The organism is Thermomonas sp. S9 (assembly GCF_024704365.1).
GTDB lineage: Bacteria > Pseudomonadota > Gammaproteobacteria > Xanthomonadales > Xanthomonadaceae > Thermomonas.
The window spans coordinates 625568-641627 of the sequence record NZ_JAJDFY010000001.1 but is presented as its reverse complement, the minus strand read 5'-3'; the positions used below and the strand labels follow the sequence as shown (position 1 = coordinate 641627).

Genomic DNA, 16060 nt, shown 5'->3' with positions numbered 1-16060 from the left:
GGCGCGGATGGCCGCGCGCCAGGCCTGGTCGGGCTGGCGCAATGGCGAATTCGGGGTGCTGCTGGCGGCGCTGTTCGTCGCCGTGCTGGCGCTGGCCGGGGTGGGCAGTCTTGCCCAGCGCACCAGCGACGCGCTCGCCGAACAGAGCCGGCGGCTGGTCGGTGGCGATGCCGCGTTCACCAGCGACGACCGCGCCATCGCCGCCGCGCTGGGCGACGCGCAGCGGCTGGGCTTGCACGCCTACCGCAGCGTCGAGCTGGCGAGCATGGTCGGCCGCCGCGGCGGGGTGCCGGAGCTGGGCATGCTGAAGGCGCTGTCCAGCGATCCGCCGCTGCTGGGGCCGTACACCGTGCGCGCGCCGGATGGCGTGCGGCGGCTGCCGCGGCCAGCGCCGGGCACGCTGTGGCGAGCGCCAGCGGCGCGGCGCGCCTGGGCGTGCAGCCGGGCGGGCTGGTCGAGGTCGGCGGCCGCCCGCTGCGGCTGGCCGGGATCGTGCTGGAGGAACCGGACCGCCCGCTCAACGGCGTGGACCTCGGCCCGCGGGTGATCCTGCCGCTGGCCGAGGTCGAGGCCGGCGGCCTGCTCGGCCCCGGCGCGCGCGCGCTGGCGGGTGACGGTGGCCGGCCCGCCGGCGGCCGTCAACGCCTGGGTGAAGGCGCGCGAGGCCGCGCGCGGGCCTGGCGACCGGGTCGAGACCGGCGATGACCTCAACCCGCAGCTCAAGCTCGCGCTGGATCGCGCGCAGCGCTTCCTCGCGGTGTCGCTGGTGCTGACCCTGGCACTGGCGGCGGTGGCGATCGGCATGGCCGCACGCCAACACGCCGAGCGCCACCGCGCGATCGCCGCCACCCTGCGCGCGCTGGGCGCCGGCCAGCGCGCGATCGTCGGCCTGTACGTGGGCCAGCTGGCGCTGCTCGGCGCGGTCGCCATCCTGCTGGCGCTGGCGGCGGCGCTGCTGGCCCAGCAGCTGGCCGGACTGTGGGTCGCGCGTGCGCTGGGGACTGCGCTGCCCGCAGCGAGCGCCTGGCCGCTGCTGAAGGGCGGGCTGGTCGGGCTGTGGATCCTCGCCACCTTCGCGCTGCCGCCGCTGCTGGCGCTGCGCCGGGTCAGTGCGCTGGCGGTGCTGCGCCAGGACCTGCGCACGCCCTCGCCGCCGGCGCTGCTGCTGTTCGCACTGGCGCTGGGTGGCCTGCTGGCGCTGTTCTGGCAGGCCGCCGGCAATGCCGCCACCGGCGCGGTGCTGCTGGGCGGCCTGCTGGCCACCGCGGCGGTGCTGGGTCTGGCCGGCTGGGCGCTGGCGGCACTGGTGGCGCGCGCCGGCCGGGCCGGCAGCGGGATCGTCCGCTATGCCCTGCTCAACCTGTCGCGCCGGCGCCGCCTCACCATCGCTCAGGTGGTGGCGCTGGGCCTGAGCCTGATGGCGCTGCTGCTGCTCCTGCTGGTGCGCACCGACGTGTGGGACCAGTGGCAGGCCAGCGTGCGCGCGGATGCGCCCAACCGCTTCGTGATCAACGTGCAGCCCGACCAGCGGGCCGCGTTCGACGCGGTGCTGGCGCGCCTGGGCCTGCGCCCAGCCAGCTTTTCACCGCTGATCCGCGCCCGCTATGTCGGCCCGAGCGCGCAGCAGCGCGGGCGGCCGGCGCCGCAGGGCGCGGCGCGCTCCTGCTGGACCGCGAGTTCAACCTCTCCACCGCCGCTGCCCTGCCCACCGGCAACACCCTGCGCGCCGGCGCGTTCTGGAACCCGCAGACCGCGCGCAATGAATTCTCGGTGGAGACCAAGTTCGCCGAGCAGCTGCGCTGGCGGCTGGGCGACACCCTGGCGTTCGACGTCGCCGGCCGGCGCATCGCAGGCCGCATCACCAGCCTGCGTGACGTGCGCTGGGAAAGCTTCACCCCGAACTTCTTCGTGCTGGCCTCGCCGGACCTGGCGCGCGATCTGCCGGCCACCTACATCACCGCGGTCAAGGTGCCGGTGGGCGACACCCGGCTGGCGGTGGCGCTGGCGCAGGCGGTGCCGAATGCGAACGTGATCGACATCGATGCAATCACCGGCGAGATCCGCCGCATCGGCGACCAGGCCGCGCGGGTGATCCAGGTGGTGTTCTGGTTCGCCTTCCTCTCGGGTTGCCTGGTGTTCGTGGCGGCGGTGGCGGCGACCCGCCGCGAGCGCATCACCGAGCTAGGCGTGCTGCGCACGCTGGGTGCCAGCAGCGCGCAACTGCGGCTGGCGCAGCTGGTGGAATTCGGCGCGATCGGCGCGATCGCCGGCGGCATCGCCGCGCTGGCAGCGGCTGGCATCGGCGTGCTGTTCGCCCAACGCGTGCTGGACCTGCCGCCGAGCTGGAGCGGCAGCACGCTGGCGATCGGTGCCGTTGGCGGGATGCTGGCGGCGATGCTGGCCGGCTGAAGCAGGCCTGCGCCGCCAGCTGCATACCAGCGTGCGCGAGACGCTGGGCGCCGGCTGAGCCTGCGCGCGGCGGATTGCGCAGGTCGCGGCCATCTTATAACATTAGTTATAACAACCGCGAGGCCCGCCATGAAGCTCAAGATCACCGCCATCGGCAATTCCGCCGGCGTCATCCTGCCCAAGGAGTTGCTGGCCCGCCTGCGTCTGGACAAGGGCGACGAGCTGTACGCGCTGGAAACCCCGGACGGCATCCGCCTGACCACCTACGACCCCGACTTCGCGGCCAAGATGGAGGTGGCGGAGCGGATCATGCGCGAGCGCCGCGGCCTGCTGCGCAAGCTGGCCGAGTAAGCCGCCGTGCTGGTCTGGATCGACCGCGCGCTGGCGCTTGCCATCCACGGCCGCCAGCTGGCCGAGCACGGCGGCCGCGAAGGCGTGCGCGACGAGGCCCTGCTGCAGTCCGCGCTGGCGCGCCCGCAGCAGCGGCAGGCCTACGGCGACCCGCCGCCGGATCTGGCCGACCTGGCGGCCAGCCTGGCCTTCGGCCTGGCGCGCAACCATCCGTTCGTGGACGGCAACAAGCGCACGGCCGCGGTGGCCTGCGAAGTGTTCCTCGCCCTCAATGGCGCCACCCTGCTGGCGGATGATGCCGAGCTGTATCCGGTGTATATCGCACTGGCCGAGGGCTCGCTGGACGAATCCGAACTCGCCGACTGGCTGCGTCCGCGCCTGCGCCTGCCGGGGCGCGATGCAGTGCACGAGGCGGCCCCGCGCTGACCGGCACCCCGGCAGGCGCACGCCCGGGCGCGCGCTCAGATGTTGGCGTCCTCCGGCGCCACGTCGCGCGGCAAGGCGGCCGCCGCGGCCGCACCGCCGGCCGCGGCGCGCGGGCAATCCGCATCCAGGGTGAACGCGGCCATCGACAGCGATCCGTAGGCGAATCCGTCCACCAGCACCTCGGGCGCGCGTCCCGCGGTGGCGGACAGGCCGGCCAGGTAGAGCAGCGGCAGGAAATGCTCGTCGGTGGGGACCGCCTTGGCGAACTCCGGATGCGCCGCCAGCGCGGGGAGATCGTGCGGACGCTCGGCCATCAGGGCGCGGGCATCCTCGCCGAAGTGGCGCGCCCAGTCGAAGCCGCCCTCCGGCTGCGCCCAGTCGAGCGCGCGCAGGTTGTGCACGAGATTCCCGCTGCCCAGGATCAGCACGCCGCGCGCACGCAGTGGCGCCAGCTTCGCGCCCAGCGCCAGGTGCCAGTCCAGCGGCTTGCGCGCGTCCAGCGAGAGCTGCACCACCGGGATGTCGGCGTCGGGGAACGCGTGCACCAGCACCGACCAGGTGCCATGGTCGAGACCCCATGCGTCGCGGTCGGCGCCGACCACGAAGTCCGGCGCCACCGTGTCGGCCACTTCCTCCGCCAGCTGCGGTAGCCCCGGCGCCGGGTACTGCAGGCCGAACAGCGCCTGCGGGAAGCCGTAGAAATCGTGGATGGTGCGGGGATTCGGCATCGCCGTCACCGCCAGCGCATCCACGTGCCAGTGCGCGGAGATGGCCAGGATCGCGCGCGGCCGCGGCACCGCCGCGCCGAAGGCGCGCCACGCCGCGCTGTAGCGGTTTTCCTCCAGCGCGTTCATGGGGCTGCCGTGGCCGAGGAAAGCGGCGGGCATCAGGGGGATCGCGGTCATGGCGCGGCTCCGGCAGTGGCGGAAGGGACGGTGGCGTTGCGGGTCAATCGGCGCTGCCGCCGGCCGCGCGCAGCAGCGTGCGCGGCAATCCGTGCGGCAACGCGCGCAGGTAGCGCGGCGAGGCATCCGCCTGCGCGCCCAGCGCGGCGGCGGCGTGCCACGGCCAGCGCGGGTTCCACAGCAGCGCGCGCCAGCGCGATGGCGTCGGCCTGGCCCTGCGCCAGCGCGGCCTCGGCCTGCTCCGGGGTGGTGATCAGGCCGACCCCGATCACCGGCATCGCCACTTCGCGCCGGATCGCCGCGGCAAACGGCAGCTGGTAGCCCGGCCCCGGCGCGATCTGCTGGGCCGGATGCAGCCCGCCGCTGGAGACGTGGATGTAGGCGCAGCCGCGCGCGTCCAGCACCTTCGCCAGCGCGATGCTCTGCGGCAGGTCCCAGCCGCCGTCCACCCAGTCGGTGGCGGAGATGCGCACGCCCACCGGCATCGCCTCCGGCACCGCCGCACGCACCGCGTCGAACACCTCCAGCAGCAGCCGCATGCGCTGCTCCAGCGGGCCGCCATAGCCGTCCGTGCGCTGATTGCTCAGCGGCGACAGGAACTGGTGCAGCAGATAGCCATGCGCGGCGTGCAGCTCGATCACCTCCAGCCCCAGCCGCGCCGCGCGCCGGGCCGCGTCCGCGAAGGCCCGCACCACGCGCGCGATGCCGGCGGCGTCCAGCGCCTGCGGCGTGGGATCGTCCGGCGCATATCCCAGCGCGGACGGCGCCTGCGTGCGCCAGCCGTGCGCGGCGTCCGGCGCGATCGCGCGCCCGCCCTGCTCCCACGGGCGATGGGTGGAGGCCTTGCGCCCGGCATGCGCCAGCTGCACGCCCACCGGCAGCGGCGACCACCGGCGCACCCCGGCCAGCGCCTGCGCGAACGCCGCTTCGCAGGCATCGTCGTACAGACCGAGATCGGCCCAGCTGATGCGCCCTTCCGGCAACACCGCGGTGGCCTCGGTCAGCAGCAGCCCGGCCCCCGACTGCGCCAGCATGCCCCAGTGCTGCACGTGCCAGTCGTTGGCGCAGCCGTCGTCGGCGCAGGCGTACTGGCACATCGGCGCCACCACGATGCGGTTGGCCAGCGGCAGCGGCCCGAGGGGCAGCGGCGCGAACAGGTGCGGCATGGGCGGACTCCAGGGGAATCGAAAACGAGGCGAGCGTCCACTATCCGCGCCCGCCGACCCGGGCATCAAGCGCGACGCTGCAACGCTTCTTTCCCTCGCCTGCAAACGACCGGGCCCGGCAGTCGCCGGGCCCGGTATTGGCGGCCCTGGCAGGGCCGGTCAGGTGGTCAGAACTTCACGCTCACCCTGGCATACCAGAACGCGCCGTTGAAGCCGAACGGCGAGGTGAGCGCGTACTTGACGCCCAGGAACTGCAGCACCGGGTTCTGTTCCTTGCCCGGGTAGACGTCGAATACGTTGTCGCCGCCCACCGCCAGCTCGATGGCGTCGTTGAACTTGTAGCGCGCTTCCAGATCCACCAGCGTCTTGCCACTGTAGCCGACCGCATCGGAGGCATCCCCATTGCCGAACAGCCCGCCGGTGGTGCTCCAGCCACCGTAGTTGTTGACCCGCAGCACGCCATGCCAGCGGTCGCGCCCGTAGTCGAACGAGAGCACCGCGCGGTTGCTCGGCACCTGGTGCTCGAGGTCGTAGATGCGGTCGCCATTGATGGTGCCCGGCTTCACGCGGACCACGTCCTGCCTGTTGTAGTTGTAGCGGAAGTCCACGTTGAGCACGCCACCCCATACGTCATGACGGGTGTCGATCACGAAATCGACGCCGCGCACGTGCGAATCGAAGGCATTGCCGAAATAGCTGGCCGCGCTGCCGAGCAGCAGATTCGCATTCGGATAGTTCTGCGCATTGAGCGCATTCACCGCGTTCTGGTCCACCGTCTTGGTGATCAGGCCGATGCGGTCGCGCACGCGGATCATGTAGGCGTCCAGCGTGACCGTGACATTCTCGCGCGGCAGCCACACAGCGCCCACGCTCAAGTTGCGCGATTTCTCCGTCTGCAGCGGCTGCGCGCCCAGCGCCTGCGCCACCGGGTGCGAGACCGGATAGGTGCCGCTCGGGATCAGGTTGCCGCTGGCATCGGCGGTCGTGGTGACGTTGAGCGTGAACGCCTGCCCCGGGGTCGGGGTGCGGAACCCGGTGTTGTAGGTGCCGCGCACGGAGAACCTGTCGGTGAAAGCGTAGCGGCTCGAAAGCTTGTAGACGAACGACGAACCGAAACGCTCCGCATGCTCATAACGACCGGCCAGGGCCGCCGACCATTTTTCCGTCAACGAAGTTTCGGCATCGATGTAGGCCGAGTAGCTGCCCTGCTTGAACGTGCCGGCGGAATCGGGGAAGAAGCCCTGGAACCCGTCCGAGCCGACGCCGAACACCGCCGCCGTCGGCCCGACCGCGATCGAAGCCGCGTCACCGGTGCCGATCTTGTAGGTTTCATCGCGCCACTGCGCGCCATAGGCGAGCGTCATCGGTGAATCGCCGAAGTGCTGCACGAAATCCGCACCGAACTCGGTTTCCTCCTGGATCAGCGTGCCCGGCCGGAACGAGGTCGGCGACAGCCGTCCGAGGCTGGGGTTGATCGAGTTTTCCAGCCGGTAATCGATTTTGTTGCGGCCGCGGCGGGCATGCACGTCCCACTGGAAATCGCCCGACATGCCGCCCCGCACGCCGGCGACCATCTCATAGTCGGAGATATTGGCACCGAAGAGCGGGCTGTAGCCGCCTGGGAACTTCTGATAGATCGGATTCAGCTCGACCCAGCCGCTGGGGCTGTTGGCATCGGCGGTGAGGTAATCGGCCGGATTGAGGCCGGCGTTGACGATGGCATCCACCAGCGATTGCGGGGCATTGTCGGGGAGGAAATCACCGTTGCCATCGTGGATCAGGGTGGAACGGCCGTTGATCTGGAACTGCGGCGGCAGCACCGGTGCGCGGTAGAAGAAGCCCGACAGCGTCTTGTTGTCCATGTAGCTGCCAAAGCCATACAGCTCCTTGTCGCCTTCCAGCGGGAGTCCCGCATTGACGAACAGCTTGTTGGCGCGGATGTCCGGATCGCCCCAGCGCTGGCCATAGCCGTTATACGGCACCTTGTCGGCCCCGACGATCGCGGCGATCGCCGCGGCATCCGCGCGCGGCACCCCGCGCGAGGTGAGGTCCGAGGTGTCGCGCTCGGCGCTCACATGCACGAAGCCGCTTGCCCCCAGCGGAAAGCCGGCATCGGCATCGATGCGCAAGCGCGCGCCATCGCCCTTGCCGTACTTGCCATACTGGAGGCTGACGCCGCCTCCCTCGGGGCTGTCCTTGAGAATCACGTTGACCACGCCGGCGATGGCATCGGAGCCATACAGCACCGCGGCGCCGTCGCGCAGCACCTCGACCCGCTGCACCGCGCTGGCGGGAATCGCGGAGAAATCGACCGCCTGTGCGCCCTGGTTGACGGTGCCGAGCGGCGCGAGCTGCAGGTTCACCAGCGCGGAACGATGCCGGCGCACGCCGTTCACCAGCACCAGGGTCTGGTCGGGCGAGAGGTTGCGCAGCGTCACCGGGCGCACGAACGCGGTGCCGTCGGCGATCGGGAAGCGCTGTGTATTCAGCGATGGCACGATGCGGGTGAGCGTCTCGGTGATATCCGCGGAGCCCTGGTTCTGCAGGGTGGCGGCGCTGAAACTGTCGATCGGCGAGATCGACTCGACCGGAGACAGGCCCGCCTGGTGGGTTCCGGTCACGACCACCGATTCGAGCTGGGTCACCCCCTCTTTCTTCTGATCCTTATTGCTGGCCTTGTTGGCCGCCCCGGAATCCTGGGCCTGTGCCGACAGCGCGCACAGCAGCGCAGCGGCCAATACGGTGCAACGGACAGGCACTGCAACATCACGTTTTCTCAAAGACATGACACTCCCCTCGTTGAGATGAGCTGCAATCACCCGGCAAACGCGCACTCGCCCCCCGAATGGCGGTTGCCCGCGTCGGAATCTAGGGAACCTCTGCACTACCCCGCCCACTCGTTCGTGGCGACGAGTTCAGGGTCAATATCGTTTCGTAGGATGGGATCGAAACAGATGCTGAACGGTTCTTGGGCTCCAGCAAGCCCCTTCGTGGGCCCTCTGCAGCCTCATCCGGCCCCAGTGAGCCCACTGCGGGCGCACTTATCCCGTCGCAGCCAGCAAGGCTTTGCGCGCCAGCCACAGATTGACCAGCGCAAACAGGACGTTGAGCTGCGCGCCGTTCTTGGCCAAGCCTCGATAGGGCGTCTTGCGGTAGCCAAACTGGCATTTGAGTACCCGAAACGGATGCTCACCCTTGGCACGAATGCGCGCCTTGGTGCGTTCCAAGGCATCCATCACCTGGCCAAGAAAAGTGCGCTTGTCCAATGCCCGGCGCTTGCCCGGCCGCATGGCCACGTGCCAAGCGACTTGCTTGCCCTGGTTTTCCGCTCGCTTGTCCACTCCCTGATAGCCCGCATCGGCAAAGACGTCGGTCTCTTGCCCGTGCAAGAGCCGATGCGCCTGCGTCACATCCGAGACGTTGGCAGCGGTGGCCACCACCGTGTGTACCAGCCCTGTCTCGGCGTCGACCCCAACGTGCGCTTTCATGCCGAAGTACCACTGGTTGCCCTTCTTCGTCTGGTGCATCTCAGGGTCGCGCTCACGGCGGGCGTTCTTGGTCGAGCTGGGAGCAGCAATGAGCGTGGCATCCACGATGGTGCCGCTCTTGAGCATGAGGCCACGCTCGGTCAGGATGCGATTGACCGTCTCGAGGATACGCTGGCTCAGGCCGTGTTGCTCCAGCAGGTGGCGAAAGCGCAGGATGGTGCTCTCATCCGGCACGACATCCACCCCCAGGTCCAGACCAACAAAGCTCGCCAGCAGCGGCGTGTCGTACAAGGCTTCCTCCACCGCCGGGTCCGACAGACCAAACCACTGCTGCAAAAAATGAATCCTCAGCAGCTTCTCTACCGCAAAGGGTGGCCGCCCACCCTTGGGACCCGCCTTCGGCGCATACGGCTCGATGAGTGCGACCAACTCTGCCCACGGCACCACACGGTCCATCTGCTCCAAAAACGCACGCTTGCGGGTGCGCTTGGCGCGCAGCTCAAAGCCCGTATACATCGGCGCCTCCAGACTCATCTGCTTCATGTCGCTATTGTCCCATCCCGGCAGTCTGGCCCGCTGGCAGGAAGGTTTTGCAGACCTTCCCTAGCAGAATTATTACAAGCGCAATCGCCTTCGGCCCGAATCTGTGGCACCGGGTCCGCGGCCTCTCCTGGGGCCGCGGCCCGGTGTTTTTGCATCAGCCCAGCGCCTTGACGTACAGCGCCTTGCCGCCCCCGCCGCTCTCGCGCTCGATCACGCTGAAATGCCTGGGATGCTTGCGCAGCAGGTCGCTGAGTTTCTTCTGCCCGTACAGGCGCGGATCGAAATTGGGCTTGATCTTGTTGAGGTAGGCGCCCATCGCGCCCAGGTGCGCCCAACCCTCGTCGTCGGACGCCTCCTCGATGGCCTGCCGCAGCAGCTCCAGCGGCAGCGGCAGCGGCCCGGCTTTCGCGGGCGATGCCGCAGGCGATGGCGCCGGCTCCGGCGCGGGCTTCGGCTTCGCGGCCGGCTTCTCCGCGGCCGGCTTGGCGGCGGGTGCCGGCTCCGGCGCCTCCGCGCGCAGCACCTCGGTGTAGATGAACTTGTCGCAGGCCTGCACGAACGGGTCCGGCGTCTTGTGCTCGCCGAAGCCGTACACCGTCAGCCCCTCCTCGCGCAGGCGCTGCGCCAGCCGGGTGAAATCGCTGTCGCTGGAGACCAGGCACATGCCATCGAAGCGGCCGGTGTACATCAGGTCCATCGCGTCGATGATCAGCGCGCTGTCGGTGGCGTTCTTGCCGCTGGTGTAGGCGAACTGCTGCACCGGGCTGATCGAATGCTTCAGCAGCACCTTCTTCCACTGCGCCTGCTGCTGGGTGGTGAAGTCGCCATAGATGCGCTTCACGCTGGCCAGCCCGTACTTGGCCACTTCCGCCAGCAGGCCCTCGATCACCGCGGCCTGCGCGTTGTCGGCATCGATCAGCACCGCCAGCCGGCGCTGGCCATCGTCATGGGCCACGTGGGTGCGAGGTTTCATGGGGTCTCCCGGGCGCTGACGTCACCTAGTATCACCTCGGATGCATTATGCGTATCGCAGCCTGCGCACCGGCGGTCTTCAGCAGCAGGCACTGCGTGCCATCCATTCCCGGAGGTAGCCGGATAATGTGCGGGTGGATCCGCCCAAGCGCGCCCATCCGGGTGGCCGCTGGCGTCCTAAGCTGGCGTACCGCAACGGAAACATGTATAGAAACACCATGTTTCCTATACATATCGCAATGCATCTGTATAGCTGCGCCCGTTTTTGCATGCACGTGCCCGCCGCCAAGCGAGGGGGCCGCGTGAACGCGCCGCCTCCATTGGGCCCGCTCAGCCGGCTGTACGCGGCCGACTTCGAAACCACCGCCCTGCTGAAAAAAGCCATGGAAGCCGCGCGGCGACTGGCCGAGCTGAAAGGCCTGGCGGCATCCATCCCCAACCAGGGCATCCTGCTCAACACCCTGACCCTGCAGGAAGCCAAGGACAGCTCCGCCATCGAGAACATCGTCACCACCCATGACGAGCTGTTCCGCGGCGATGCCTTCCCGGACACACTGGCCAAACCGGCCGCCAAGGAAGTGCGCCATTACGTGCAGGCGCTGCGCATCGGCTTCGATCGGATCAAGCAGACCGGCCTGCTCACCGCCAACCATCTGCTGGAAATCCAGGCCGAGCTGGAAAAGAACAACGCCGGCTTCCGCAAACTGCCCGGCACCTCGCTCAGGAGCGCGACCGGCCAGGTGGTCTACACCCCGCCACAGGATGCGAACGAGGTGGTCGCCCTGATGCGCGACCTGGAAAGCTTCATCAACGACGATGAACGCTTCGATGCCGACCCACTGATCAAGATGGCCATCGTCCATCACCAGTTCGAAAGCATCCATCCGTTCTACGACGGCAACGGCCGCACCGGCCGCATCCTCAACGTACTGTACCTGATGCAGAAGGGGCTGCTGGACATCCCGGTGCTGTACCTGTCCCGCCACATCGTGCGCACCAAGCCGGACTACTACCGCCTGTTGCAGGCCGTGCGCGAACAGGCGGACGCACCCGAGGCGTGGCAGGAATGGGTGCTGTACATGCTCACCGCCATCGAGCAGACCGCGCGCCAGACCCTGGGCACCGTCACCGACATCAAGGCCGCACTGCTGGACTACAAGCATCGCATCCGCGCGGAGTACAGGTTCTACAGCCAGGACCTGATCAACAACCTGTTCAACCACCCGTATACCAAGATCGACTTCGTGGAGCGCGACCTGAAGGTTTCGCGGCTCACCGCCACCAAGTACCTGGATGCGCTGACGGCCGGCGGCTTCGTGCAGAAGGTGAAGCTGGGGCGTTCGAATTACTACATCAACCAGGCGCTCAATGCGATCCTGACGAAATCGGAGATGGTGGAGGGGGCGCAATAACGGGCAGCTGGCGCGCGGGCTTCTTCGGCTTCGCCACCGGCAGCAGGCTGGTCAGCGCCTGGTAGCGCTGGAACAGGAAGGCCACGCGCTCGGCGTCGGTGGAAAGTTTCGGCGGCTTGCGGCCGGCGGCCTTTTCGGCGGCGAGGTAGGCGGCGTCCACGGCCCTGTCCAGCGCGGCGTGGGCCTTCGCCAGCGCAGGTGGCATGGTCAGCGGGTCGTAGAGGTCGGCCAGCGTCGCCTCGGGGAACTGCGCGCGGGCGTCGAGGACGGCCTGGGCGGCGGCTGCGATGGCGGCGCGGTGTTTGTCGTCGTCGCCCAGTTCAGGCCAGGGGAAGTTGTTGTAGACGATGCCGGCGGAGTAGCGGTAGTCGCTTTTCAGGCGACCGCAGACGGTGCGCACCCAGGCCATGTGCATGGTGGATTGCATGATGCCGAAGTGACTCAGCGAACTCGTCGGAACCAACATATTGCTATCGCCACAGATGACCTCTGGCGGGACGAATCCAAGTGGAATGAACTTTCGATTTTCCGAAGTGTGGCGCGGCACCAAGATGTAACTTTCAGCAGGCTGACGCACCTCACCAAAAAGGGCTGGATAGGCGGCTAGCTCGCGCGTAGTCGGACGACTGCTTGCCTCTCGCAAGGCTTTAACTGCTGCAATTCGCTTTGCAACTAAAGGCAAAGCCCTTAGTTCTGATGGCGCAATGTCCAGCAGCCAGATACACCAGCGCAGCGTACCGTTGATGAACTCATCTGCACCCAAGAACTTGCGGATCCACTTTCCCGCTGCCGGTTCACGCGCAAGCAGTTCTTCCCTCTCCGAATCCGAAAGCAACAAATTCCCACCATCATTAGGCATGCTTCCGAATGCGATCTGCGGCACGTCCATAAGACTTCCGCGACGATTGGGCAGCAGCACATCCGGTGCATCCACCAGATACGGATTGATGTTGCCCGCCAGCAGGCGGTGCGGCTCGCCGGTGATGTCCTCGTAGTCGAACAGCTGCCTGGGCGTCACCTCGCCCAGCGCAAAGCCCACGATCACGCAGTGCACCGCCGCCACGCCGCGCGCTTCGTTGTTCCAGCGGAAGGTGCGGTGGGCGAAGAAGATGCGGCAGCCACGCCGCAGCAGCTCGCCCCACAGGACGCCCACCTGCTCGCCCTGGGTGATGGAGTTGGTGGAGACGAACGCCGACCGAATCCGCGGATTGGCCTGCATCGCCGCGGCCGCCTTGAGATACCACGCGCTGACGAAGTCGAGGATGCCGGCGCCTTTCAGCGTGCCCGCCACGGCCAGCAGGTCCTTGCGCTGCGCAACGCTCATCAGTTTCGAACCGACGAACGGCGGATTTCCCAGGATGTAGCTCAGCGTCTCCGCCGGCACCACCTCGTTCCAGTCGATCCGCAGCGCATTGCCGTGCACGATCGTGGCGGACTTCTTCAGCGGCAGGCGCACCACGTTCTCGCCGAACTGCTCGGACACGCGCAGGTTCATCTGGTGGTCCATCAGCCACATCGCCACCTGCGCGATCTGCGCCGGGAACTCCTCGATCTCGATGCCGTAGAACTGGTCCACGTCCACCAGCACGTGGTCCTGCACGTGCGCCAGCACCGACTGCTGGGTGGCGAACTGGCGCTTGAGGATGTCCAGCTCCAGCAGGCGCAGCTCGCGGTAGGCGATCACCAAAAAATTGCCGCAGCCGCAGGTCGGGTCGAGGAAGGTGAGCGTGGCCAGCGTGCGGTGTGGCTGCGCGAGCTTCTTCGCGTCATGGCCGGCCCTGTCCAGCTCGGCCTTCAGGCCGTCCAGGAACAGCGGGCCGATCAGCTTGAGGATGTTCTTCTCGCTGGTGTAGTGCGCGCCCAGGTGGCGGCGGGCCTTGGCGTCCATCACCGACTGGAACATGGCCCCGAAGATGGCCGGGCTGATGCGGCTCCAGTCCAGCGTGCTGGCATCCAGCAGCAGCGCGCGCATCGGCGCGTCGAAGTCCGCCAGCGGCAGGCGTTCCTCGAACAGCCGGCCGTTGACGTAGGGCAGTTCCGCCAGCTGCTCGTCCAGCGTGGTCTGGCGCTTGCCCGGCGGGGTGTCGAGCACCTGGAAAATGCGCCCCAGCCACATGCCGAGATCGCTGCCGTCCTCGCGGGTGCGCTGGGCGATGAGCTCGTGGAAGCTCTGTCGCGGGAAGATGCCGGTGTCGTCGGCGAACAGGCAGAACAGCAGCCGCACCAGCAGCAGTTCCAGCGCGTGGCCGTCATAACCGGCCGCCTTCAGCGCATCGTGCAGCCGGCCCATGCGCTCGGCGGCCTGCACGTTGACGGGGTCTTCCTCCTTGTACGTACGCGTCTGGTAGCCACTGATGAAGCCGAAGCGGCCGATCTGTCTGGGCAGCTCGGCCAGCGGAAAGTCGGTGCGCTCGCCGGTTTCCAGATCGTGCAGGCGGAAGCGCTGGAAGTCGGAGACCAGCACGAAACGCGGCAGTTCGGCGTCCTTCAGCCCGGCGAAGTAGTCGGTGGCCTGCTCGAACGCGGCGTCGAGGTCGCGGCCCTGGCTCTTGTGTTCGGCCAGCATCACGCCGGGCCAGAACACGTCGATGCGGCCATGCCGGCTGCCGCTGAAGCGGGCGGCCTTCTGCTCGAACACGGCCACGCGCCGGCGGTTGACGCCGAACACGTTGAAGAACTCGTTCCAGAAGCTCTGCGCCTCGGCGCGCTCGCTGGTTTCGTCCGCCCATTCCCTGGCGAACGTACGGGCGCGCTCGCGGATTTCGTTGAGGCTCAGTGGCATTCCTTGTCCCTCCTGCGGCGAGGATAGCCGTTCACGGCTCCGGTTTGCGCCGGAATCACGGCATGCTGGTGCGGGCTGCGCTGTCGATCAGCGCGGTGCGGTGGGCGCGGGCTCGCCGGTTGCCGCCGGTGGTTCGACAGGCGCGCCACGCACGGCGGCCCCGGCCGCGCCGCAAGGGCGCGCGTCTCCGGCTATTCTTCGCGCATCCATCCGCTCACGGCTATCGCCATGCGCAAACTCGCACTGCTGTTGCTCGGCTTGACCACCGCCGCCGTCGCGCAGACACCGCCACCGCCGGCCGACCTGCCGCTGCTGGATGCCCTGGGAACGGCGCCGTCAGCGGCCCGCATCGAGCGCGACGTGCGCACGCTGGTGGGTTTCGGCACCCGCCACACGCTGTCGGACACGGCATCCCCCACGCGCGGCATCGGCGCCGCCCGGCGCTGGGTGTTCGACGAGTTCACCCGCATCTCCAAATCCTGCGGCGGCTGCCTGGAGGTGCGCTACGTGAGCGGCACGGTGCAGGGCGAGCCGCGCATCCCCGGCCCGGTGGAGGTGGTGAGCGTGATCGCGATCCAGCGCGGCAGCGTGGACCCCAACCGCTACGTGATCATGAGCGGCGACATCGATTCGCGCGCCAGCGACGTGATGGATGCCACCTCCGATGCGCCCGGCGCCAACGACAACGCCAGCGGCCTGGCCGGCGTGCTGGAAGCCGCGCGGGTGCTGAGCCAGCACCGCTTCGCCGGCTCCATCGTGTATGCGGCGCTGTCCGGCGAGGAGCAGGGCCTGTACGGCGGCAAGTTCCTCGCCGCGGAGGCCAGGCGCCAGGGCTGGCGGGTCGAGGCGGTGCTGAACAACGACATGATCGGCAACATCGCCGGAATCGACGGCGTGATCGACAACCACACCGCGCGGGTGTTCTCGGAAGGCACGCGCGCCACCGAGACCGCGGAGGAGGCACGCGCACGCCGCTTCACCGGCGGCGAGCTGGATTCGCCCAGCCGCAATCTGGCGCGCTACATCGCGCGCATGGCCCGGCATGTGCCCAACCTCGACGTCCGGCTGGTGTACCGGCTGGACCGCTTCGGCCGCGGCGGCCACCACCGCCCGTTCAACGAGCAGGGCTATCCGGCCGTGCGGGTGATGGAGGCGCACGAGCACTACGACCGCCAGCACCAGGACGTGCGGGTGGAGAACGGCCGCCGCTACGGCGACACCCTCGATGGTGTGGATTTCACCTATGCCGCCAGGCTCACCGCGCTCAACGTGGTGACGCTGGCCGCGCTCGCCTCCGCACCGCCGCCGCCCGCGGATGTGCGCATCGCAGGTGCGGTGAGCCCCGACACCACCCTGAAATGGGCGCGCCCGCCCGCCGCGCAGGCGTCCAATCTGGCCGGCTACCGCGTGTACTGGCGGCTGACGACGGAGCCGCAGTGGACGCACAGCCGCTGGGTCGGGGACGTGACCTCGGCCACGCTGCAGAACGTGGTGATCGACGATTATTTCTTCGGCGTGGCCGCGGTGGCCAAGGACGGCAGCGAGAGCCCGGTGGTGTTCCCCGGCGCGGCGGGCAGCTTCGGCGGGTACTGACGCGGGCTTCCGC

Annotated in this window: 12 protein-coding genes and 1 pseudogene; 7 read left to right on the top strand and 6 right to left on the bottom strand. The window is 68.6% G+C overall.

Features of this window, described 5'->3' with window-relative positions; translation table 11 throughout:
* Positions 1 to 7: 7 nt before the first annotated feature.
* From LJB71_RS03110 to LJB71_RS03095, 5 genes are all read left to right on the top strand, one after another.
* Positions 8 to 547, top strand: a complete 540-nt coding sequence (locus LJB71_RS03110) for a hypothetical protein (RefSeq protein ID WP_259303044.1) — start codon at positions 8 to 10, stop codon at positions 545 to 547.
* Between the two features lie 69 nt (positions 548 to 616).
* On the top strand, positions 617 to 2032 hold the full coding sequence (locus LJB71_RS03105) for an FtsX-like permease family protein (protein WP_259303043.1): 1416 nt from the start codon (positions 617 to 619) through the stop codon (positions 2030 to 2032).
* Entirely contained in the window at positions 1969 to 2409 is a 441-nt protein-coding gene (locus LJB71_RS14500) for an FtsX-like permease family protein (RefSeq protein WP_310649431.1), read from the top strand. Before LJB71_RS03105 ends, LJB71_RS14500 begins: the two co-directional genes overlap by 64 nt.
* A 129-nt stretch (positions 2410 to 2538) precedes the next feature.
* Complete coding sequence (locus LJB71_RS03100) at positions 2539 to 2760, top strand: AbrB/MazE/SpoVT family DNA-binding domain-containing protein (RefSeq protein ID WP_114960651.1); 222 nt, start codon at positions 2539 to 2541, stop codon at positions 2758 to 2760.
* A gap of 6 nt (positions 2761 to 2766) precedes the next feature.
* Positions 2767 to 3186 carry a type II toxin-antitoxin system death-on-curing family toxin gene (locus LJB71_RS03095; protein WP_259303042.1) on the top strand — a complete coding sequence of 140 codons (420 nt, stop codon included), beginning with the start codon at positions 2767 to 2769 and terminating at the stop codon, positions 3184 to 3186.
* A 35-nt stretch (positions 3187 to 3221) separates the two neighbouring features.
* Here the strand turns inward: LJB71_RS03095 and ygiD are convergent, their stop codons facing one another.
* The 5 genes and pseudogenes from ygiD to LJB71_RS03070 all read right to left on the bottom strand — a co-directional run bounded on the left by ygiD (position 3222) and on the right by LJB71_RS03070 (position 10261).
* Positions 3222 to 4091: a 4,5-DOPA dioxygenase extradiol gene (gene ygiD, locus LJB71_RS03090; RefSeq protein WP_259303041.1), complete on the bottom strand. Its 870-nt coding sequence runs from the start codon at positions 4089 to 4091 to the stop codon at positions 3222 to 3224.
* 43 nt (positions 4092 to 4134) lie between these two features.
* Positions 4135 to 5257: pseudogene (locus tag LJB71_RS03085) on the bottom strand (NADH:flavin oxidoreductase/NADH oxidase).
* A 167-nt stretch (positions 5258 to 5424) separates the two neighbouring features.
* Complete coding sequence (locus LJB71_RS03080; protein WP_259303040.1) at positions 5425 to 8016, bottom strand: TonB-dependent receptor; 2592 nt, start codon at positions 8014 to 8016, stop codon at positions 5425 to 5427.
* Between the two features lie 282 nt (positions 8017 to 8298).
* Positions 8299 to 9288, bottom strand: coding sequence for an IS5 family transposase (locus LJB71_RS03075; protein ID WP_066708478.1), 990 nt, complete (start codon positions 9286 to 9288; stop codon positions 8299 to 8301).
* A 154-nt stretch (positions 9289 to 9442) separates the two neighbouring features.
* Positions 9443 to 10261 carry an NYN domain-containing protein gene (locus LJB71_RS03070; RefSeq protein WP_259303039.1) on the bottom strand — a complete coding sequence of 273 codons (819 nt, stop codon included), beginning with the start codon at positions 10259 to 10261 and terminating at the stop codon, positions 9443 to 9445.
* 301 nt (positions 10262 to 10562) lie between these two features.
* Between LJB71_RS03070 and LJB71_RS03065 the strand changes: the two genes are divergently transcribed.
* Positions 10563 to 11672: a Fic family protein gene (locus tag LJB71_RS03065; protein WP_259303038.1), complete on the top strand. Its 1110-nt coding sequence runs from the start codon at positions 10563 to 10565 to the stop codon at positions 11670 to 11672.
* Here LJB71_RS03065 and LJB71_RS03060 read toward each other — a convergent pair.
* Positions 11626 to 14454, bottom strand: a complete 2829-nt coding sequence (locus tag LJB71_RS03060; protein WP_259303037.1) for a DNA methyltransferase — start codon at positions 14452 to 14454, stop codon at positions 11626 to 11628. The genes LJB71_RS03065 and LJB71_RS03060 overlap by 47 nt on opposite strands.
* Before the next feature lie 228 nt (positions 14455 to 14682).
* Here LJB71_RS03060 and LJB71_RS03055 point away from each other — a divergent pair, with 228 nt between their 5' ends.
* Complete coding sequence (locus tag LJB71_RS03055) at positions 14683 to 16047, top strand: M28 family metallopeptidase (protein ID WP_259303036.1); 1365 nt, start codon at positions 14683 to 14685, stop codon at positions 16045 to 16047.
* Positions 16048 to 16060 lie beyond the last annotated feature (13 nt).

What these genes read in the sequence shown, in the direction of transcription:
- LJB71_RS03060 (WP_259303037.1), bottom strand. Translation starts at nt 14,454, where the DNA reads ATGCCACTGAGCCTCAACGAAATCCGCGAGCGCGCCCGTACGTTCGCC.
- ygiD (WP_259303041.1), bottom strand. Translation starts at nt 4,091, where the DNA reads ATGACCGCGATCCCCCTGATGCCCGCCGCTTTCCTCGGCCACGGCAGC.
- LJB71_RS03100 (WP_114960651.1), top strand. Translation starts at nt 2,539, where the DNA reads ATGAAGCTCAAGATCACCGCCATCGGCAATTCCGCCGGCGTCATCCTG.
- LJB71_RS03110 (WP_259303044.1), top strand. Translation starts at nt 8, where the DNA reads ATGGCCGCGCGCCAGGCCTGGTCGGGCTGGCGCAATGGCGAATTCGGG.
- LJB71_RS03075 (WP_066708478.1), bottom strand. Translation starts at nt 9,288, where the DNA reads ATGAAGCAGATGAGTCTGGAGGCGCCGATGTATACGGGCTTTGAGCTG.
- LJB71_RS03055 (WP_259303036.1), top strand. Translation starts at nt 14,683, where the DNA reads ATGCGCAAACTCGCACTGCTGTTGCTCGGCTTGACCACCGCCGCCGTC.
- LJB71_RS03070 (WP_259303039.1), bottom strand. Translation starts at nt 10,261, where the DNA reads ATGAAACCTCGCACCCACGTGGCCCATGACGATGGCCAGCGCCGGCTG.